Annotated in this window: 16 protein-coding genes and 1 tRNA gene; 15 read left to right on the forward strand and 2 right to left on the reverse strand. The window is 46.1% G+C overall.

Annotated features, from left to right (window positions below; translation table 11 throughout):
• Positions 1-71: 71 nt before the first annotated feature.
• A complete protein-coding gene (locus tag NQ489_RS04065; RefSeq protein ID WP_021651909.1) occupies positions 72-1,319 on the reverse strand; it encodes a D-alanyl-D-alanine carboxypeptidase family protein in 1,248 nt (415 codons plus the stop codon).
• A 181-nt stretch (positions 1,320-1,500) separates the two neighbouring features.
• Here NQ489_RS04065 and NQ489_RS04070 point away from each other — a divergent pair, with 181 nt between their 5' ends.
• The 9 genes from NQ489_RS04070 (at position 1,501) to NQ489_RS04110 (ending at position 12,727) form a co-directional block, all read left to right on the forward strand.
• A complete protein-coding gene (locus tag NQ489_RS04070) occupies positions 1,501-3,360 on the forward strand; it encodes a glycosyltransferase family 2 protein (protein WP_021651910.1) in 1,860 nt (619 codons plus the stop codon).
• Positions 3,361-3,364: 4 nt separating this feature from the next.
• Positions 3,365-4,321, forward strand: a complete 957-nt coding sequence (locus NQ489_RS04075; RefSeq protein WP_021651911.1) for a glycosyltransferase family 2 protein — start codon at positions 3,365-3,367, stop codon at positions 4,319-4,321.
• 108 nt (positions 4,322-4,429) lie between these two features.
• Entirely contained in the window at positions 4,430-5,833 is a 1,404-nt protein-coding gene (locus NQ489_RS04080; protein WP_022426969.1) for an undecaprenyl-phosphate glucose phosphotransferase, read from the forward strand.
• Between the two features lie 18 nt (positions 5,834-5,851).
• Positions 5,852-7,204 (forward strand): LCP family protein, encoded by a 1,353-nt coding sequence (locus NQ489_RS04085; protein WP_021651913.1) that lies wholly within the window; start codon positions 5,852-5,854, stop codon positions 7,202-7,204.
• A gap of 71 nt (positions 7,205-7,275) precedes the next feature.
• Positions 7,276-8,205 carry a glycosyltransferase family 2 protein gene (locus tag NQ489_RS04090; protein ID WP_021651914.1) on the forward strand — a complete coding sequence of 310 codons (930 nt, stop codon included), beginning with the start codon at positions 7,276-7,278 and terminating at the stop codon, positions 8,203-8,205.
• Between the two features lie 150 nt (positions 8,206-8,355).
• A complete protein-coding gene (locus tag NQ489_RS04095; protein ID WP_021651915.1) occupies positions 8,356-9,921 on the forward strand; it encodes a S1C family serine protease in 1,566 nt (521 codons plus the stop codon).
• A gap of 136 nt (positions 9,922-10,057) precedes the next feature.
• Positions 10,058-11,443, forward strand: coding sequence for an ATP-dependent Clp protease ATP-binding subunit ClpX (clpX, locus tag NQ489_RS04100; protein WP_022426973.1), 1,386 nt, complete (start codon positions 10,058-10,060; stop codon positions 11,441-11,443).
• Positions 11,444-11,485: 42 nt separating this feature from the next.
• The gene (locus tag NQ489_RS04105) at positions 11,486-12,178 is read left to right on the forward strand and encodes a zinc ribbon domain-containing protein (protein WP_021651917.1); all 693 of its coding nucleotides are present in this window, start codon (positions 11,486-11,488) and stop codon (positions 12,176-12,178) included.
• Between the two features lie 81 nt (positions 12,179-12,259).
• On the forward strand, positions 12,260-12,727 hold the full coding sequence (locus tag NQ489_RS04110; RefSeq protein ID WP_021651918.1) for a signal peptidase II: 468 nt from the start codon (positions 12,260-12,262) through the stop codon (positions 12,725-12,727).
• A gap of 67 nt (positions 12,728-12,794) precedes the next feature.
• On the opposite strand, the gene NQ489_RS04115 is transcribed toward NQ489_RS04110, so the two are convergent.
• Positions 12,795-12,878, reverse strand: a tRNA-Leu gene (locus NQ489_RS04115).
• Between the two features lie 237 nt (positions 12,879-13,115).
• Between NQ489_RS04115 and NQ489_RS04120 the strand changes: the two genes are divergently transcribed.
• The 6 genes from NQ489_RS04120 (at position 13,116) to NQ489_RS04145 (ending at position 22,279) form a co-directional block, all read left to right on the forward strand.
• Positions 13,116-14,192, forward strand: coding sequence for a carbamoyl phosphate synthase small subunit (locus NQ489_RS04120; RefSeq protein ID WP_015527400.1), 1,077 nt, complete (start codon positions 13,116-13,118; stop codon positions 14,190-14,192).
• Complete coding sequence (gene carB, locus NQ489_RS04125) at positions 14,192-17,407, forward strand: carbamoyl-phosphate synthase large subunit (protein WP_021651919.1); 3,216 nt, start codon at positions 14,192-14,194, stop codon at positions 17,405-17,407. Before NQ489_RS04120 ends, carB begins: the two co-directional genes overlap by 1 nt.
• Positions 17,408-17,537: 130 nt before the next feature.
• Positions 17,538-18,440 (forward strand): undecaprenyl-diphosphate phosphatase, encoded by a 903-nt coding sequence (locus tag NQ489_RS04130; RefSeq protein ID WP_021651920.1) that lies wholly within the window; start codon positions 17,538-17,540, stop codon positions 18,438-18,440.
• Between the two features lie 24 nt (positions 18,441-18,464).
• Positions 18,465-19,376, forward strand: coding sequence for a hypothetical protein (locus tag NQ489_RS04135; RefSeq protein ID WP_021651921.1), 912 nt, complete (start codon positions 18,465-18,467; stop codon positions 19,374-19,376).
• Between the two features lie 27 nt (positions 19,377-19,403).
• Entirely contained in the window at positions 19,404-20,600 is a 1,197-nt protein-coding gene (locus NQ489_RS04140; RefSeq protein WP_021651922.1) for a CDP-glycerol--poly(glycerophosphate) glycerophosphotransferase, read from the forward strand.
• 14 nt (positions 20,601-20,614) lie between these two features.
• Positions 20,615-22,279 carry a CDP-glycerol glycerophosphotransferase family protein gene (locus NQ489_RS04145; protein ID WP_049947004.1) on the forward strand — a complete coding sequence of 555 codons (1,665 nt, stop codon included), beginning with the start codon at positions 20,615-20,617 and terminating at the stop codon, positions 22,277-22,279.
• Position 22,280: the final 1 nt, after the last annotated feature.

A 22,280-nucleotide genomic window follows, 5' to 3' on the forward strand; every position in this document is an offset into this window, starting at 1 on the left:
ATGTATCCGGATATGACCGGTACATAGGAGGGATTTTTTAATTCTGAAGTATATCCGCCTGGGGACCAAGATCAGGAACGGATGATCCGGATCATGCGCCACAGCAGAAGGATCAGGAGCAGGATGCCCACACCGCCAATGGCAAAATACGGGATCTGGGATCTGGATTCGGAATAAGCTTTTGCAGAATCCATGTTTTCATCATTTTCCAGTACATCGGAGGAGCTTTCCTGGGAGGGATCCTCGACAACTGCAGTTCCCACCTGAGTTCCGCCAAAGGAATAGGTACGTAAGATCTGACCATCAGATTCCGTATCTTCCGTAGTCAGGTCGTCTGCGGTCGCACCGGATGGAACCATTACAGTGCCGCCGGACAGGATGTGAAAATCATCCTCGCTGAGATCCAGAAGCTGGAAATTGGAAAAACCGTAATCCAGAAGTGAGATCGCTTCGTTGGCTGTCTGACCGGTCGCTCCGTTCATGACTACTGCGATCAGAGTAGTACCGTTTCGCTGTGCAGCTGTGACAAGAACGCTTCCGGAAGCAGTGGTGGTACTTTCACGACCGCCGATACATCCTTCATAATAGGAAGCGGATGCAGGATCTGTCATGGTAAAAGAGCTTGTCAGGTTACGGGTACCGCCGGAAACATTGGTAGCCGGGATCGTATAGGAGGTGGCTCCGGAGATGGTGCGGAAGCTGTCATTACGGATAGCCGCCTGCATGATCAGAGCCAGATCATGTGCTGTGGTATGCTGGTTGTCATCCGGGAGACCGGTAGGATTGGTGAATACCGTATTGGTACATCCCAGCTCCTTGGCACGGTCGTTCATTTTCTGGACAAAGGCATCCACAGATCCGCCGATCTGTTCTGCGACCTGGAGAGCAATGTCATTGGCAGAGGCCAGCATCAGAGCGTAAAGGCACTGCTCCATGGTAAATACCTCTCCGAGCTGTGAGGAAATATGAGCGCCTCCGTCTGTAACACCGGATACACCGGTTTCTGTCATGGTAACCTGATCGTCAAGCTGGCTGTTCTCCAGTGCCAGAAGACAGGTCATGATCTTAACTGCGCCGGCCGGAGAAAGCGTGGTGTCCATATCCTTGGCATAGAGGATCGTATCGGAAGTATCTTCCATGATCACGGCAGATGCGGAAGTGATCTCAGGCCCCTGAGGCCATCCGCTGATCCCATTGGTGGTAACACCGGAGGATACAGCAACAGCGGTTTCTTCTGTGGCGAAAACTGGAGTCTGGAACACCATGGAAGCGGAGATCCCAATAGCCAGAAGCGCTGTGGTTATTCTTGATTTTTTCATGATAAATGGTACTCCTGTATAAAAAATAATTCTTATGTAAGCAATACATACGTAAGCTCAGTATAACACATTTCCTCTCTTCCTTGCAAAAAAAATGATGGAATGGTAAAATATGTTCATCAAACTGTTACTGAGAACAGAGTGAACAGTAACATCAAACTGAGTAATACGGAGATAATATATGAGTAAAGATGATTCTACAGGAAAAATCCAATGGGACAGACTTATAAAGAAGCTTTCCCCCTATACAGTACAGAAGGGCTTAAGATACCTGAAGCATTATGGCCTGAAAGAGTTCTGGATCCGGCTTCATGAGCGTTTTGAACCGGAAGAGGTTCCTTACGGACCATGGTATGAGGCATACAGACCTGACGAGGAAACACTGGAGAAGCAGCGGAAACGCAAATTTCCGGATGGGCCGCTGATCAGCATTGTGGTACCTGCATATCTGACACCGGAGCGTTTTTTAAGACAGATGCTGGACTCTCTCCTTGCACAGACATATGAGAACTGGGAGCTGTGTCTGGCAAACGGAAGCCCGGAGGATCCGGACATGCAGACTGTGCTGAGATCCTATGCAGAGATGGACAGGAGGATCCGCTATCAGGATCTGAAAGAGAATCTTGGCATTGCAGAAAATACAAACGCAGCTTTTGCCATGGCAGAGGGTGATTTTATCGCACTTCTGGATCATGATGATCTGCTGGCACCTAATGCATTGTATGAGATCGCGGCGGCACTGGAGGAGCATCCGGAGGCGGATGTGATCTATACAGATGAGGATAAGGTCACGACAGATCTTTCTGAACATTTTCAGCCCCATCTGAAACCGGACTTTAACCTGGATCTTTTAAGATCCAATAATTATATCTGCCATTTTCTGGTGGTAAGACGTTCCGTAGTGCAGACAGTGGGCGGATTCCGCCGGGAATTTGACGGCGCCCAGGATTATGATTTCATTTTCCGCTGTGTGGAGCAGGCCAGGGAAGTGGTCCATGTACCGGAGATCCTTTATCACTGGAGGACCCACAAATCCTCCACAGCAGATAATCCGGCAAGCAAGATGTATGCTTTTGAAGCCGGCAGACGTGCCATTGAGGGGAATCTCAAACGGACCGGAACTCCGGGAACCGTGGAGCATACTCCGGATTTTGGATTTTACCGTGTGAAGTATCCGGTGCAGGGAGAACCTCTGGTTTCTGTTATCATTCCGAACCGTGAGGAGAAAGAAACGCTTCAGGCTTGCGTGGAATCCATTTTTGAAAAAACTGCCTACAAAAATTACGAGATCATCATTGTGGAGAATAACAGCAGCTCCGAAGAGATCTTCCGGTATTACAGAAAGCTTTCGGAGGATCCCAGGGTCCATCTGATCCGCTGGAAAAAAGGCTTCAACTATTCTGCCATCAACAATTTCGGGGTGCGCCATGCCAAAGGAGATTACCTGCTTTTTCTGAATAATGACGTAAAGGTCATCGATCCGGACTGGATGTCAGAGATGCTGAGCGTGTGCCAGCGTAAGGAAACAGGTGCAGTTGGCGTCAAGCTGATCTATCCGGATAACACCATTCAGCATGCAGGCTGCGTGGTGGGAATGGGCGGAATTGCCGGGAACATGTTTGTGAATATGCCGGCAGAGCGTACCGGATATCTCCATAAGGCCTCTCTTCTGCAGGATATGAGCTGTGTGACTGCAGCATGTATGATGATGAAGAAGGAAGTTTTTCTGGAGGCAGGAGGCTTTACGGAAGAGCTTGCAGTTGCGTTTAATGATGTGGATCTCTGTCTGAAGGTGCGAAGCCACGGCCATCTGATCGTCTATGATCCGTATGTGAAGCTCTATCATTACGAATCCAAGTCAAGAGGCACTGAGGACAGCGAGGAAAAGGTCCGCCGTTTCCAGACGGAGATCGAATACATGCGCTGTCACTGGCTGGATATCCTGAAAAAAGGAGATCCATACTATAACAAAAATCTTTCTTTAACCAAATGGAATTATTCCCTGAAGCCCCTTCCGGGAATGGGAAAGAAGAAGGGATAAAGCAATGCAGGAAGTATCAGTAGTCATACCAAACTTTAACGGAATGGCATATCTGGATGGTGTTCTTTCTAGTCTTGAAAGACAGACTATCCGTAATTTTGAGGTTATACTAGTGGATAACGGTTCCACTGATGGCAGCTGTGCATTTGTTTCAGCGGAATATCCATGGGTACACATGATACAGCTTCCGGAGAATTACGGCTTCAGCAGAGCCGTCAATGAAGGGATCCATGCGGCACGTTCCCCATATGTGCTGCTTCTGAACAATGATACGGAAGCGGAACCGGATTTCCTGGAGGAGATGGTTGCTGCCCTGCGCAGACATAAGAAGGCATTTTCCTGTCAGGCAAAGATGATCCAACTTCATGACAGGGACAAGATGGATGATGCCGGAAATTATTACTGTGCCCTTGGCTGGGCTTTTGCCAGGGGAAAAGGTAAGGATATCCGCCATTATGACCGAGAGCAGAAGATTTTTTCCACCTGTGCGGGAGCTGCGATCTACCGGAAGAAATTTATTGACAGGATCGGAGATTTTGATGAGGAGCATTTTGCTTATCTGGAGGATCTGGATATCGGCTATCGTGCCAGGATCTGCGGTTATCAGAACTGGTATGCTCCAAAAGCGAAGGTTTATCATGTAGGAAGCGGCACCAGCGGCTCCAGATATAATCAGTTTAAGATCCGGTATTCTTCCAGAAACAATATTTATCTTATCTATAAGAATATGCCGTTTCTCCAGATCGTGCTGAACCTTCCGTTTTTTCTGGTGGGATTCGGTGCGAAGATCCTGTTTTTTGCGTCCAAGGGATTCGGACGTGAGTACCTTGCAGGCATCAAAAACGGCTTTCAGATCAGCCGCAAAAACAAAAAAGTCAGATTTTCCATGAGGAATCTTCCGCGTTATATACAGCTCCAGTTTGAACTCTGGATCAACATTTTTAGGCGTTTTGCCGGTTAAGACATCATATTTTCACAGAATTTTTATATTTCGGAGGGAAGATTTTATTGCTTTTGAGTTTCATCTATTATAAGATAAAAGCAATGAACTTAAATGAGGTGGCGGAAATTGATTAAAGACAACCAGAAAAATTTCAGTCGTCTCCATATGCTGATCGATGTATTTGTGATCGCGGCCTCCTATGCCCTGGCCTGGTTGATCCGTTTTCAGGGAATTTTTGAACATTCGGCGGTCCAGTCCAAGACCGTCCAGGAATATATGTTTATGCTGATATTCATTATTCCGGGATATTTACTTCTTTATCAGGCCTTTGATCTTTATACACCGATGCGAATGCAGGGGCGTCGTCTCGTACTTGCCGGAATTGTGAAGGCAAATGCGTTAGGGCTCCTTATCATCATGTTTGCACTTTACAATTTTAAAGAGCTGGACTATTCCCGTCTTACTCTGGTTTCTTTCTGTGTGATCAATATCGTCCTGGAATGGTTTGTGCGTATGGTCATATTTTACATTCTCCGGGATATGCGCAAAAAAGGAATGAACCAGAAACAGGTGCTGCTGGTAGGATACAGCCGTGCTGCCGAGGAATATGTAGACAGGATCCTGCAGAATCCGCAATGGGGATATGTGATCAGGGGCATACTGGATGACAATGTGCCGGCAGGCACTACTTATAAGGGCGTTAAGGTGATCGGTCGAATCGCCAATCTGATGATCATCCTTCCATCCAGTCGTCTGGATGAGATAGCCATTACCCTGGGCTTAAGTGAGTATTATCGTCTGGAAGAGATCGTTGCACTCTGTGAAAAATCCGGCGTGCACACAAAATTTATTCCGGATTATAATAATATTATTCCGACCAAACCATATACAGAAGATATTCTCGGGCTTCCGGTGATCAATATCCGGTATGTGCCCCTGAGCAACACGTTTAATGCACTGATCAAGAGATCTATGGATATTGCAGGCGCGATCGTTGCGATCATTGTGTCCTCACCGGTGATGCTGGTGTTGTGTATGCTGATCAAGCTGACTTCGCCGGGACCGCTGATCTATAAGCAGGAACGTGTCGGGCTTCACAATCAGACTTTCCGGATGTATAAATTCCGTTCCATGGAGATCCAGAAAGAATCAGAAGAAAAAAAGGCGTGGACAGTAAAGAACGATCCAAGAGTTACCGGAATCGGTAAATTTATGCGTCATACCAGTCTGGATGAGCTTCCACAGCTTTTTAACATTCTGAAGGGTGAGATGAGTCTTGTGGGACCAAGACCGGAGCGGCCATTTTTTGTAGAAAAGTTTAGGGAGGAGATACCACGTTATATGGTCAAGCATCAGGTGCGGCCAGGTCTTACCGGGTGGGCACAGGTAAATGGCTATCGTGGAGATACTTCTATCAGAAAAAGGATAGAGTGTGATCTGTATTATATCGAAAACTGGTCTGTGGGATTTGATATAAAGATCATGTTTCTTACCATATTCAAAGGATTTATTAATAAGAACGCATACTAAAAAGGGGAAAAGGAAAAGATGTCAAAACCTCGGAAAAAAAGCAAGAAGATTTTATTTATCCTGGAGATCGTCGTACTGCTCCTGTTTATCGGAGGTCTGTTCGTTTATGGTCAGATCTCAGCCAAACTGGATAAGATCGACATTCAGGAAACAGATCTTGCAGACCAGGATATTGTAACTAATGATCAGGCACCGCAGATGACGGGATATACCACCTATGCACTGTTCGGACTGGACCACAGAAGCAAGAATGAGAAGCTGAATACAGAGAACAGTGATACCATCATCATTGCGAGTATCAACAATGATACGAAGGCAGTCAAACTTGTGTCTGTCTATAGAGATACCCTTCTCAATGTAAAGGATGATACCTATTCCAAAGCCAATTCGGCATATGCATTTGGCGGACCGACCAACGCGGTTTCCATGCTGAATACGAATCTGGATCTGAATATCACAGATTATGTTGCCATTGATTTTAATGCGCTGGTAACTGTGGTAGACTGCCTCGGAGGATTGGACATCCCTCTTTCCTATGCGGAGATCGTTCATATGAACAATTACTGTGTGGAGACATCAGAGGAAACCGGAAAGAGCTACACACCGGTCGAACTGCCGGATCCGAAGCCGGAGGATGAGGAAGCGATCGTAGATACCTATCATCTCAATGGTGTACAGGCTACCTCCTACTGCCGTATCCGTTATACCGCAAGTCTTGATATGGGACGTACTGAGAGACAGAGGCGAGTGATCCAGATGATCGTAGATAAGGCGAAAAAGGCAGGACTTTCCACTATCTTTGATATTATGGATCAGGTATTCCCGATGGTCAAAACTTCTGTTTCCAAAACAGAGATCCTGAAGATGATCCCGGCTATGATCGGCTACAGTATTGATGAAACTACAGGCTTCCCCAACGATTATAAATTTGCCCAGGTAAAGGGCAGCGTTATCGTACCTACCACACTGGAATCCAATGTTCTGAAGATGCATCAGTTTCTGTATGGAGACACCAGTTACACTCCGACGCAGGATGTACTCAACAGAAGTGCCCAGATCACAAATATCGCAGGCGGAGGCGACGTGCAGGACACTGCACCTGCGGTGACAGATACACCGAATGACGCAACGGATGATTCGTACACGTGGCAGGGAGATACATCCACAGATTACAGCAGTACGGACACAAGTGATGATGCTGATTACAGCACAGACACAGATTATGATTCGGATTACTCCGGAGACGATTACAGCACAGATACGGATTATTCCGGAGACGATTACAGCACAGATACGGACTATTCCGGAGGCGATTCCGATACAGATTATAACGATTATACCGACGGAGAAGATTATTCGGAGAATGAATAAAACATCAAAATAAGCAACCAGCAGAAGGGACCATCCAGTAACGGGTGGTCCTTTCTGGACAGGAGACAAATATGAAAACATTAAAAACAGACGTGATCATCCCGGCATACCGTCCGGGAGAAGAATTTGAAAAACTGCTGGAAAGACTCAGCGCACAGAAATATCCTATCAATAAGATCCTTGTCATGAATACAGAAAAGAAATTCTGGAAAGAGACTTGGGAACAGGAATATCCGCTTGTGGAAGTCCGGCATCTTACAAAAGAAGAATTTGACCATGGCGGTACCAGAAGGCAGGCGGCAGAGCTTTCGGATGCGGAGATCCTTGTATTTATGACACAGGATGCAATGCCGGCAGACAGGGAACTGATCGGAGCACTGGTAGGAGCTCTTGCAGAGAATCCACAGGCAGGAGCCGCTTATGCGCGTCAGCTTCCAAAAAAGGACTGCAGATTTCTGGAAAAATATACCCGTTCCTTTAATTATCCGGAACAGTCCTGTCTGAAAACGGAAAAAGATGTACAGACCTACGGGATCAAAACCTATTTCTGCTCCAACGTTTGTGCTGCTTATGATCACAGGATCTATGATGAGATTGGTGGATTTCCGGAGCATGCTATTTTTAATGAAGATATGATCTATGCAGGCTGGATGGTAAAAAAAGGCTATGGAGTTGCCTATGTATCAGAAGCGCGTGTATATCATTCTCACAATTACACCTGTATGCAGCAGTTCCATAGGAATTTTGATCTGGGAGTTTCCCAGGCGGAGCATCCGGAGGTTTTTGAAGGAGTGCCTTCCGAAGGTGAGGGCATCCGGCTGGTAAAAAAAAGCATGGCATATCTTCTGAAAACAGGCCACATATGGCTGATCCCCGGACTGTTTTTGCAAAGTGTCTCCAAATACGCCGGATATTTTCTCGGAAAACGATACAAAAAGCTCCCTGAAAAAATGATCCGCTCCTGCACCATGAATCCGGAATACTGGAAAAAGAACAAATAAGAGCAGGTCACGGTTTTTTAAAAGAGATATCACAGTTTAAACACAATTCCCTGTTAAACTGTCTTTTATAAGAGAAATAAATGTTACTGAGAACGGAGTGAGCAGTAACAGATACATGCATCAGATAACATAGAAGGGAGCACCAGAGGCATGAGTGAAGAGAATAAATGGGTGACAGACTTGCCGGATGAGGATAAGAATGCTTCGGCAGAACAGAAACCGCTGACGCATCCTTATTCTGAGGGACGCAGGATGCAGGAGAGCGGACAGGACAGTTATGCAGGTGCCGGACAGAGTGAAGGCACTTCGCAGGAGAAACCAAAATACGGACATTATGAGGTGCATCAGCCTCAGGCCGGTAATTATGCCGGTGGAAATATACCGCCCAAAAAGCCGCGGAAAAAGAGAGAGTTTTCAGGCAACAACAGCTTTGGAAAGAAAGCAGCCACTGCGGTGGCACTGGCTGTGATCTTTGGGCTGGTAGCCGGAGTAGTTTTTCAGGGCGTGAATATTGCAGCAGATAAATACAGAGGAAATGACAGCAGTACAACGATCGGAAAGACAGAAACAGTTACCGGGACAGAGGACAGTACTGACAGTAGCTCTGCGGATTCTACTGTGAAGGATATTGTGGCAGAGAGTGGTACAGTGGCCGGTGTAGCCCAGGCAACCATGTCTTCTATCGTTGCCATTACATCTGTCAGTGTGCAGGAAATCCCAAGCTTTTTCGGATATGGAACGAGGCAGTATCAAAGTGCAGGAAGTGGTTCCGGTATTATTGTAGGAGAAAATGACAGCGAGCTTCTCATTGCGACTAACGACCATGTGGTATCTGGAGCGACTACACTTACTGTGTGCTTTGCAGGCAGTGATGTGGTAGGAGCGGAAGAAGAAACCCAGGCTATGGCAAGCAGCTCCGATGGAGATGCGGATGTGGATAACGCAGTTTCTGCCAAGATCAAAGGCACCGATGAAGAGAATGATCTGGCAGTGGTGGCAGTGGAGAAATCCGATATTCCGGATGAGACCATGGAGGAGATCAAGATCGCACAGATGGGAAGCTCGGACGATCTTGTAGTTGGTGAGCAGGTGGTTGCCATTGGCAATGCACTGGGCTATGGACAGTCAGTTACCTCCGGATGGATAAGTGCCCTTAACAGAAGCATCAGTACAGAGGACGGAGAAGCCAGCGGGCTGATCCAGACTGATGCAGCGATCAATCCCGGAAACAGTGGCGGTGCACTTCTGAACATGAACGGTGAAGTGATCGGTATCAATGCGGCCAAGTATGCAGACAGTCAGGTGGAAGGCATGGGATATGCCATTCCGATCTCCAAGGCAGAGCCGATCCTGGAAGAACTGATGAACCGCAAAACCAGAGATAAGGTGGAAGATTCTTCCAAGGTAGGATATATGGGAGTCAAGGCTGCCGATCTTACAACAGAAGCCATCCAGATGTATAATATGCCGGCAGGTGCTTTTATTACTGAGGTAACGGAAGGTGGCGCAGCAGATAATGCAGGGATCAAAAAAGGCGATATCATTGTGAAGCTGGATGGACAGAAGGTAAGCGGCAAGGATGACCTTGTTGATAAGCTGCAGTATTATGAGGCAGGAGAAACCATCGAAGTGGTGATCTCCAGAGCGAACAGCGGAGAGTACAAGGAACAGACGGTTGAAGTGACCCTCGGAAGCAAACCCTCTTCTGACAAATAAAAGAAAATACAGGATAACCATTTATAAACCGGGGAGCTGCATAAGAACATGCAGCTCCCCGGTTTATAAAAACTTAATTTGATACAGCCGGATTATGTGCTATAATATGCATAATAAAAACCAGAAAGGAAATGTTATGGCAGATCAGTTTGATAATAATAAAGACAATGACCAGGAGCAGAAATACGAGAAATTCTGTTTTTTATGCCGCAGACCGGAGAGTCAGGCAGGGAAGATGATCGATCTTCCTAATCATATACATATCTGTGCGGATTGCATGCAGAAAAGCTTTGATACTATGAACACCCAGATGAACAATGGAAATTATTCCGATCTTTTTAACATGCCGAATGTGAGCATGATCGATCTCAGCAGTTTCCAGAATCCCGGAAACCAGGCGAAGAAGATCAAGAAAAAATCAGAGACTCCGAAGCCGGTGATCGATCTCAAAGATATTCCTGCACCACATAAGATCAAAGCAACTCTGGATGAATATGTGATCGGACAGGAATATGCCAAGAAGGTAATGTCTGTAGGTGTATACAACCATTATAAAAGAGTTGCCACAGATACCATGGATGATATTGAGATCGAGAAATCCAATATGCTGATGATCGGACCTACAGGCTGCGGTAAGACTTATCTGGTGAAGATGCTTGCCAGACTTCTTCAGGTACCGCTTGCCATTGCAGATGCCACATCTCTTACAGAGGCTGGTTATATCGGTGATGATATCGAGAGCGTAGTATCCAAGCTCCTTGCGGCTGCAGATAATGATGTGGAGAAGGCAGAGCACGGGATCATTTTCATCGATGAGATCGATAAGATCGCAAAGAAGAAGAATACCAACCAGAGAGATGTCAGCGGAGAGGCTGTCCAGCAGGGACTTCTGAAACTTCTGGAGGGAAGTGAAGTGGAAGTTCCGGTGGGTGCTACCAGCAAGAATGCCATGGTACCTATGGTGACTGTAAATACAAGGAACATTCTGTTTATCTGTGGCGGTGCGTTCCCGGATCTTGAGAATATCATCAAAGAAAGACTGAATAAACAGGCGTCTATCGGATTTTATGCAGATCTGAAGGACAAATATGATGATGATCCGCATGTGCTGGAGAAAGTAACGGTAGATGATCTCCGTGCATTTGGAATGATCCCGGAATTTATCGGTCGTCTTCCGATCATCTTTACCCTGAACGGGCTGACGGAAGACATGCTTGTGAAGATCCTCAAGGAGCCGAAGAACGCCATTCTGAAACAGTACAAGAAGCTTCTGGCACTGGATGAAGTAAAACTGGAGTTTGAGGACGGTGCCTTACATGCCATTGCCCGTAAGGCATTGGAACGCCATACAGGGGCCAGAGCTCTCCGGGCTATCCTGGAGGAGTATATGCTGGATATCATGTATGAGATCCCAAAGGACGACAATATCGGTGAGGTTGTGATCACAGAGGGATACATTCAGGGCAACGGAGGTCCGAAGATCCTTATGCGTGGCCAGGAGATCCCGGCACTGGAAGGGTAAGAAACAAGAAGATTCTTTAATATATAAAGGAGCGTGACAGATATGGCAAAAAGCAGTTTTTGGGATGATCTGGGAAACACACTGACAAGAAAGGCAAAGGGCTTAAGTTCCAGGGCAGAGAATCTCTATGAGATCCAGAAGATCCGTAACAAACTCTCTGCACAGGAGCGTATGACCGAAAAGCTGATGATGGATATCGGAAAGATGATCTATACACGTTATGAGCAGGGAGAAGCCGTTGACGGTGAGACGGGAGCTATCTGCGAGGAGATCAGCCAGCATATGCTGGAGGCAGATCACTACAGAGATGCGATCGCTGCCAGCAAAGGGGAGAAGTTTTGCCCGGCCTGCCATAAGGCGGTGATGCGGGAGGCCAGCTTCTGTCCGTATTGCGGAGCGGCGTGTCCTACAGCGGAGCTGGAAGAGAAAGCTGCCGATGTGATCGAGCAGGCAGATGAGGAGCTTGAAGAGGCTGCTGAGGCAGAGGTGACAGAAGTACCGGAGACAGAAGCGGAAGAAAACGCAGAAGCTACAGAAGTGGCAGCAGATCCGGAAGAGACAGTAGAAGCGTCAGAAGTAGTAGAAACAGCAGAAACCGCAGAAGCGTCAGAAACAGAAACATCAGGATCAGATCCGGAATTGGAAGAGGAAAGAACGGAAGTGGGATCTACAGAAACAGAGGAGCCTGCGGCTGATCCGGAAAATACAGAAACAATAGAAGAAAAAACAGAATAACCATAAGCATATAAGGCAGGCTTTCCCCAGTGGGAGCCTGCCTGAATATTATGCAGACCACAGAAATAAGGAGGGGGAATAATGTTGTGGAATTTACTGACGGCGGGAATCTTTGGTACAGACTATTATATAAAGAAAAAAATCAACACATCGGAAAAGAAAGATCTGAAGGAAAAGTGCCTGGGAGGCAGACTGATCGTAAGAAATTGCCATAATCATGGGATGATGCTTGGAATATTAAAAAACAAAGATAAAGAATTCCTGAGAGATCTTGCATCTATGGTGCTGGGCGGTGCGATCTGGGAGTATATACGTACTTCCGGAGAAAAAGGCACACGCATATCCAAGCTTGGGCTTTCCATGATCCTGGGCGGCGGTCTGAATAATTATACGGAACGTCGCAGAAAGGGATACGTCACGGATTATATGAGCCTGAATGTGGAAAATCCGAAGCTTAAGAAGGTCGTATTTAATATTTCGGATCTTTTCATATTTACAGGTGCGCTTCTCTGGGGCGGGAGCGAGATCTTTTCTGAAAAAGAAAAATAAATAAAAAAACAGAAGTGCCGGTGTTGGGCGCTTCTGTTTTTTTGATTTTGGATAAAATAAAAAAGAATGCAGGAAATGGGACTTGAACCCACACGATCTTGCGACCACAGGCACCTGAAGCCTGCGCGTCTGCCAATTCCGCCATTCCTGCATTTTTTCAACCGGCTTGCTTTGATTTGTTTGCTCCGCTCGTCGACTGCTCACTTATAATAACTCAGGAATTGGATAATGTCAATAGAAAAATTCAAAAAAATTAAAAAAATTCAAAAAAAATATTTTAAGTTAGTTTTATACATTTTTTTTGCATATGGTGTTGAAAAATGACGATTCCTGTGATACAATTTTGAAGATTTAGGATAAAATAAGAGAACAAAGAAAGGGAGATTGTATGAAAGCATTTCTGATATTGGAAGATGGCCATGTATTTACAGGAACTAGCATTGGTTCTGCAAGGGAAGTCATCAGTGAAATTGTCTTTAACACTTCCATGACCGGTTATCTGGAAGTAATGACAGATCCTTCTTACGCAGGACAGGCGGTGTGTATGACATATCCGCTGATCGGAAACTACGGAATCTGTTATGATGACCAGGAATCAAGGAAGCCGTGGATTGACGGATTTATTGTACGCGAATTATCACGAGTTCCCAGCAACTTCAGAAGCGTAGACACCATTCAGCATTTTCTGAGCAAAAACGACATTCCGGGAATCGCAGGAATTGATACCAGAGCACTGACTAAAATCCTTCGTGAGAAGGGAACCATGAACGGAATGATCACAGTTGATGAGAACTATGACCTGGATACAATCATCCCCAGATTAAAAGCATATACAACAGGAAAAGTGGTAGAGAAGGTTTCCTGCCGCGAAAAGGAAGTGCTTAAGGGGAACGGACCGAAGGTTGCCCTTCTTGATCTGGGCGCCAAGAAAAACATTGCACGCTCACTGAATGAGAGAGGATGCCAGGTTACTATTTACCCGGCTCTGACATCTGCAGAAGAGATCCTTGGAGACAATCCGGACGGCATCATGCTCAGCAACGGACCTGGAGATCCGAAGGAATGTACTTCTATTATTAAAGAGATCAAAAAACTTTATGACTCTGATGTACCGATCTTTGCCATCTGTCTTGGACATCAGCTTATGGCTCTTGCAACAGGCGGAGACACCCATAAGATGAAATACGGTCACAGAGGCGGAAATCATCCGGTTAAAGACCTTGAGACAGGAAGAGTATATATTTCCTCCCAGAACCATGGCTACGTTGTAGATGCAGAGGGACTTGAGGAGAAAAATATCGCACATCCTGCATTTGTAAACGTCAACGACGGAACAAACGAGGGTATGGCATATAACGGAAAGAACATCTTTACTGTACAGTTCCATCCGGAAGCATGCCCGGGACCACAGGATTCCAGTTACCTTTTTGACAGATTCATGAAGATGATGGGAGGAGAGAAATAATGCCAAGGAATAAGGACATAAAAAAAGTACTTGTAATCGGCTCAGGCCCGATCATAATCGGCCAGGCAGCAGAGTTTGACTATGCAGGAACCCAGGCATGCCGCTCCCTGAAGGAAGAGGGCATGGAGGTTGTACTTTTAAACTCCAATCCTGCTACCATCATGACAGATAAAGACATCGCAGACAGAGTTTACATCGAGCCTCTGACTGTTGAAGTCGTAGAGCAGCTGATCCTCAAAGAGAAACCGGACAGTGTACTTCCTACACTGGGCGGACAGGCAGGTCTGAACCTTGCCATGGAGCTTGAGGAAAAGGGCTTCCTGAAAGAGCACAATGTACGTCTCATCGGTACCACAGCAGCAACGATCCGTAAAGCTGAGGACCGTCAGGAATTTAAGGATACAATGGAAAAGATCGGCGAGCCGGTTGCAGCATCCAAGGTCGTAACAACTGTAGAAGACGGTGTTGCGTTTACTCAGACTATCGGTTATCCGGTTGTTCTCCGTCCTGCATATACACTTGGCGGAAGCGGCGGTGGTATCGCGCATAATGAGCCGGAGCTTCGTGAAATCCTTGAGAATGGTCTCCGTCTTTCCCGTGTAGGCGAGGTTCTTGTAGAGAGATGTATCGCCGGATGGAAAGAAATCGAGTACGAGGTAATGCGAGACAGCGCAGGAAACTGCATCACAGTCTGCAACATGGAGAACATTGACCCGGTTGGTGTCCATACCGGTGACTCCATCGTAGTTGCTCCTTCCCAGACCTTAGGAGATAAAGAATACCAGATGCTCCGTACATCTGCTCTTAACATTATTACAGAGCTTGGCATCACAGGTGGATGTAACGTACAGTACGCTCTTCATCCGGAGAGCTTTGAGTACTGCGTTATCGAGGTTAACCCTCGTGTAAGCCGTTCCTCCGCACTTGCAAGTAAGGCTACCGGTTATCCGATCGCCAAGGTTGCAGCCAAGATCGCACTGGGTTACACACTGGATGAGATCCCGAACGCCATCACAGGCAAAACATACGCAAGCTTCGAGCCGATGCTGGATTACTGTGTTGTTAAGATCCCGCGTCTGCCATTTGACAAATTCATCACAGCAAAACGTACACTGACTACACAGATGAAGGCTACCGGTGAGGTTATGAGTATCTGCCATAACTTCGAGGGCGCTTTAATGAAGGCTATCCGTTCCCTGGAGCAGCATGTAGACAGTCTGATGTCCTATGATTTCTCACATCTTTCTGATGAAGAACTGATGGACGAGCTGAACATTGTGGATGACCGCCGTATCTGGAAGATCGCAGAAGCCCTGAGACGAAATGTTTCTCAGGAGAAGCTTCATGATATCACAAAGATCGACATCTGGTTCATCGATAAGCTGGCTATCCTTGTTGAGATGGAGCAGGCTCTGAAAACTCAGAAGCTGGACAAAGACCTTCTTCTGGAAGCAAAACGTCTGGAGTTCCCGGACTACATCATCGCAGACCTGACAGGTAAGACAGAAGCGGAGATCAAAGACCTGCGTAAAGAGTACGGCATCCGTGCAGCATACAAGATGGTTGATACCTGTGCAGCAGAGTTTGCGGCAGCGACACCATATTACTATTCTGTATACGGCGATGAGCAGACAGAGAATGAAGCTGTAGAAACAAAAGATAAGAAAAAGATCCTGGTACTTGGTTCCGGCCCGATCCGTATCGGTCAGGGTATCGAGTTCGACTTCTGTTCTGTACACTGTACATGGGCATTTGCGAAAGAAGGATATGAGACGATCATCATCAACAATAACCCGGAGACAGTAAGTACAGACTTCGATATTGCAGATAAGCTGTATTTTGAGCCGCTGACACCGGAAGATGTTGAGAATGTTGTAAATATCGAGAAACCGGACGGAGCTGTTGTTCAGTTCGGTGGACAGACAGCCATCAAGCTTACAGAGGCACTGATCAAGATGGGCGTTAAGATCCTCGGAACATCTGCTGAGAACGTAGATGCTGCAGAGGATAGAGAGCTCTTTGATGCCATCCTTGAGAAATGTGAGATCCCGAGACCGAAGGGACATACCGTATTCACAGCAGAAGAGGCGAAAAAAGCAGCCAATGAGCTGGGTTATCCGGTACTTGTCCGCCCGTCCTATGTACTTGGAGGACAGGGAATGCGTATCGCTGTCAGCGATGAGGACGTGGAAGAGTACATCGGAATCATCAACCAGATCGCACAGGAGCATCCGATCCTTGTTGATAAGTACCTGATGGGTAAAGAAATCGAGGTCGATGCAGTATGCGACGGTGAGGACATCCTGATCCCTGGAATCATGGAGCACATCGAGCGTGCAGGTATCCACTCCGGAGACAGTATTTCTGTATATCCGGCACAGACCATCAGCCAGAAAGCAAAAGATACCATCGCCGAATACACACGTCGTCTTGCACAGGCACTTCATGTAATCGGTATGATCAATATCCAGTTCATCGTTGTAGGCGAGGATGTATATGTCATCGAGGTTAACCCGCGTTCCAGCCGTACAGTACCGTACATCAGCAAGGTAACAGGAATCCCGATCGTTCCGCTTGCAACAAGAGTTATCCTTGGACATAAGATCAAAGAGCTTGGTTACACACCGGGACTTCAGAAAGAAGCAGAGTACTTCGCAATCAAGATGCCGGTATTCTCCTTCGAGAAGATCAGAGGCGCAGATATCAGCCTTGGACCGGAGATGAAATCCACAGGTGAGTGCCTTGGTATTGCTAAGACCTTCAACGAGGCTCTTTACAAAGCATTCATCGGGGCAGGAATCCGTCTTCCGAAACACAAACAGATGATCATCACTGTTAAGGATGAGGATAAAGAGGATATCATCCCGATCGCAAAACGCTTCGAGGCTCAGGGATACCGTATCTTCGCAACAAGAGGTACAGCAAATGTCCTGACTGAGAACGGAATCAAGGTAACACGCACCAATAAACTGGAGCAGCCGTCTCCGAACCTGATGGACCTGATCCTTGGCCACAAGATCGATGTTGTCATCGATACACCGCCACAGGGTGTTGAGCATCAGAAAGATGGTTTCGTGATCCGTCGTAATGCCATCGAGACAGGTGTCAATGTGCTTACAAGCCTTGATACTGCAGAGGCTCTGGTCACAAGTCTTGAGAATACAGACCTGAACCACCTGACTCTGGTAGATATCGCCACCATCGACAATCGATAATAAATTGTAAATTCTGTGAAATAAAAAATTAAAAGTTTACGAATTGTCAAATATGTAATATACTGATAAGGACGGGGCCGTCGTTCACATACCGGCCCTGTCCTTATCTTGCTTTTAGAAAGGAGTTAACATGATTTTTATAGAATTACTGAAGGTTATCCTTCTCGGTATTGTGGAGGGAATCACCGAGTGGCTTCCGATCAGCAGTACCGGACATATGATCCTTGTGGATGAGTTTATCAAGCTGAATGTATCCGAGGCATTTATGGAATTTTTCCTGGTGGTGATCCAGCTTGGCGCGATCCTGGCAGTTGTTGTACTGTACTGGAACAAGCTGTGGCCTTTTTACATAAGAAAAATCCCGAAGAAAACACAGATGGCACTGCGTAAACAGCCGGCAGTACCCAGAACTGTCCTTACTTTTGTAGAAAAATACTGTGATAAGGATAAGTGGATCCTCTGGTTTAAGATCCTGGTAGCATGTCTGCCGACGATCATCATCGCTCTTCCTTTTAATGACATTATTGAAAAGAAATTTTACAACTATGTGGTCGTTGCCATCATGCTGATCGTTTATGGTGTGCTTTTTATCGTTATCGAGAACTACAACAAACGCCGCAGACCAACCTGCACCAGACTGGATGAGCTTTCCTTTAAGACAGCGCTGATCATCGGCTGCTTCCAGGTGCTTTCCGTGATTCCGGGAACATCTCGTTCCGGATCTACCATTATCGGAGGAATCCTTGCAGGAACATCCCGTACAGTTGCAGCGGAATTTACCTTTTTCCTGGCAATTCCGGTTATGTTCGGAGCAAGTCTTCTGAAACTGGTTAAATTCGGTTTTGCCTTCAGCTCCACAGAGCTGATCATCCTGATCGTAGGTGTTGTGGTATCCTTTGTGGTATCTGTTCTTGCCATCAAATTCCTGATGGGATATATCAAGAAACACGATTTTAAAGTATTCGGCTGGTACAGGATCATTCTTGGTATCCTGGTGCTCGGATACTTCGTTGGAAAAACATTTTTAGCATAAAACTGCAATCTGGAGGTAATCATTATGAAATATAAGAAGCTTTTGATCGTACTGACAGCAGTGACGGCGCTTGGTATTGCCGGCTGTGGAAAATCATCAAAGGAAACAGCAGAGGTGACACCAACACCGGTTCCTACAGCCGCACCTACGGCTGCACCGGCTACATCCACACCGCTTCCCACATCTACACCTGCACCGAAGCTGATCGGTGTAAAGACCAGTACTGCAAAATTTGTTTATCTTACCAACAGCACGAAGGGAGAGATCCGTGAGATCTATCTCCGCGCGGCAGGAGGGGAAGAATGGGGCAAAAGTCTTGTTCCTGCAGAAGCTACCATCAAAGATGCGGAGCAGGTGCAGATGTATTACACCCCGGATTCTGCAAGAGATGCCATCTATGATATGAAGATCGTAGACGGAGACGGAAATGCCTATGAGATCTACAGTGTACAGCTGAGCGATATGGAAAAGGCAAAACTGATGATCGATAACGGAGAAGCATACCTGACCTATACAAGCCTCAGTGACAAGAGTGAGAAGAGCACTATTGGCAATGTGGAAACGGATAACAGTGAGGCGGACAGCAGTGATTCCGCAGACAGCACAGATGCTTCAGATCTGACAGATAGTTCTTCCGGTATCACGGATACTTCTTCCGACAACAGTGATGGAAGCTATGACAACAGTGATGATGGAAGCTATGATAACAGTGATGACGGAAGCTATGACAACAGCGATGACGGCAGCGATGACGGAAGTTACGACAACAGCAGTGATGATGGAAACTATGACAGCAGTGATGATAGCGGCGACTATGTAGATGACAGCAGCAACAGCGGAAGCGGTGACGATTCTCTTGACAACAGTACAGATACAGATGACAGCGGAGACGGAGAGATTGTCTGGGATGATAACGGAGACTGGTCAGAGGAATAAACCGGGATCCTGTAAACAGAGGGAAACATGGAACAGACATTTCTTGAAAAACTGAAACGAGTAAAACCTGGGGATCTGCTTCACATCATCAAGTTTATCCTGGCATTTCCCATTGCGATGGTCTACAGACTTTTTCGCAGGGATCTCTGGCTTCTCTGTGATACAGAGAATGAATGCCGGGATAACGGATTCTGGCTGTACAAATATCTGAGAGAAAATACCAGTGAGGATGCAGTGTACGCCATCAATAGAAAATCTCCGGATTATGCCCGGGTAAAAAATCTGGGACCTGTGATCCAGTATGGAAGCTTCCGCCACTGGATCTACTATCTGGCTGCATCAAAAAATATCAGCTCCCAGAAAATGGGAAAACCAAACGCAGCCATCTGCTATGTGCTGGAGGTTTACGGAATCCTACGGAACAAGCGGGCGTTCCTGCAGCATGGGATCATTACGGCAGATCTTAGTTTTCTGTACTATCCGCATACAAAAATGAGCCTTTTTGTTACCAGTACCTATGATGAGTGGAAATATGTCAATGACCGGTACGGATATCCGGAAGGCTATGTGCAGGAGCTGGGACTGTGTCGTTTTGACCAGCTTCATGATATGAAGGTAAAAAAGAACCAGATCCTGATCATGCCGACCTGGCGTATGTATATCCGCAATGAGATCTCAGCCTCTGATCACGAGCTGGAAGCACAGAAATTCATGGAAACCGATTATTACCGGTACTGGGATGCACTTCTCAAGGATGAGAGACTGATCCGCTATATTGAGGAGAACGATCTTCAGATCATCTTTTATCCGCACAGGGAAATGCATCGGTTCCTGAAATATTTTCATGTGGATCATCCGAAGATCACAGTGGCGTCCTGGCCTGAGTACGATGTGCAGACACTCCTTAAAGAGTCCGCAGTGCTGGTGACTGATTTTTCCAGTGTGGCCATGGACTTTGCCTACATGAAAAAGCCACTGGTCTACTACCAGTTTGACAATGAAAAATTCCGGCAAAGTCATCATCAGATCGGGTATTTTGATTTCCGGAAAGATGGCTTCGGTCCGGTATGTGTAACGGAACAGGAAGTAACGGACTGGCTGATCCGCCTGCATAAGCAGGGATTTGCCAATGAAGAGATCTATCTGGAAAGACACGGAAAATATTTTGATCTGTGGGATACAAAGAACTGTGAAAGAAATTACAAAGCGATCAAAGAAATGTAACAGGTGGTGAAAAATTGCAGCAGTTAATGGAAGCTCCGGCGGAGATCAAGGTAAAAACTAGGAAATTTTCGCTGACAAAAGGAACCATAAAGATCAGTTTTGAGCTGGAAGGATCCAGAGGAAGGATTCGTTCCCTGAAGCTGAAGCAGCGAAATGCAGTGTTGGATACAAGCTTTCCTTTTGAAATGCAGACAGCAAAAAAAGGAAATACGATCGTGTATCATGCACAGATCAATGTAGATCAGTATCCGATGGAAACCGCATTCTGGGATGTGGTGGCATCTGTGGATAAAGAAGGAAAAGGAAATTATGAGGATGCGATCCTGGGAGGCTTAAGTTCAAAACTTAAACTTAAGCTGATCCTTTTTCCAAGATGGACCAGAACCGGGGATGGGCATATGGTTTATCCCTTTGTCAACGGAGCAAGGCAGTTTACCATTCAATACCGGAAATATGATCCGAAATATGACAGCTATGCATTTATAGCAAAAGAATTTCTTGCATTATTCTGCTATTTTATCCTGAAACCTTACTGGGATCATAAGAAATTATGGCTGATCTGCGAGAAATACTGTACAATGGCACAGGACAACGGCCTCTATTTTTTCCGGTACTGTATGGAGCATGCACCGGAGAAGGACAGAAGTCGGATTTTTTATGTAATAGATAAAAAATGTCCGGATTATCAGGCTGTAAAAGAGTATGATGCCAATGTGATCCAGTTCATGTCATTTAAGTACATGATTTATCTCAGCGCTGCACGGTATCTGATATCTACCGATGCGATCCGGCATTTTTATATCTGGGATTCGCCCAACAGCATCTACAAGGTTCTGTATCAGGCACGGAAGAACATCGTATTTCTCCAGCATGGAGTGATGGGCTTCAAGCAATGCCACAGGACCTTTCATAAAGGCGGAGGCAATCAGATGGCACTGTTTGTGGTGTCTTCGGGTTATGAACAGAAGATCATCCATGATTATTTCGGATACGATAATGAAGAGATCATTATCACCGGACTGGCCAGATGGGATGTGCTGGAGGACAAGTCGGATCCGGCTCATAAAGAGATCCTGCTGATGCCTACATGGAGAAGCTGGCTGGAGGATATCAGCGAGGATCAGTTCAAAAAAAGTGAATACTATCAGCGTTATAAAGCATTTCTGCAGGATGAGAGGCTTAAGACTCTTCTGGAAAAGGAAAATATCACGCTGAATTTTTATATCCATCCGAAATTCAGGGAACATATCCGGAGCTTTCAGGTGGAAGACAGGCATATCCGTCTGATCCCATTTGGGACTATGCCGCTGAATCAGCTTCTGATGAGCTGTCATATGCTGATCACCGATTATTCTTCTGTTTCCTGGGATGTCTACTATCAGGAAAAACCGGTGGTATTTTATCCCTTTGATCTGGAAACCTATGATAAAGTCCAGGGAAGCTATATGGACTACAAAAAAGATGTTTTCGGAGATCTGGCATGGGATCAGAACCAGCTGGTAGAACTTATCGGAGAATATGCGAGGAACGGATTCCGTGAAAAACCGGAATTTTCAGGAAGAAGAGATGAGCTTCTTCCCTACAGGGACAATGACAACAGCAAACGAATTTATGAATATATAGCCAATGCTCAAATACCGGACAAACTGAAAAGAAGGCTGAAAGAGAAAAAATTTTAAT

Source organism: Blautia sp. KLE_1732_HM_1032, from assembly GCF_025147905.1.
GTDB lineage: Bacteria > Bacillota > Clostridia > Lachnospirales > Lachnospiraceae > Blautia_A > Blautia_A fusiformis.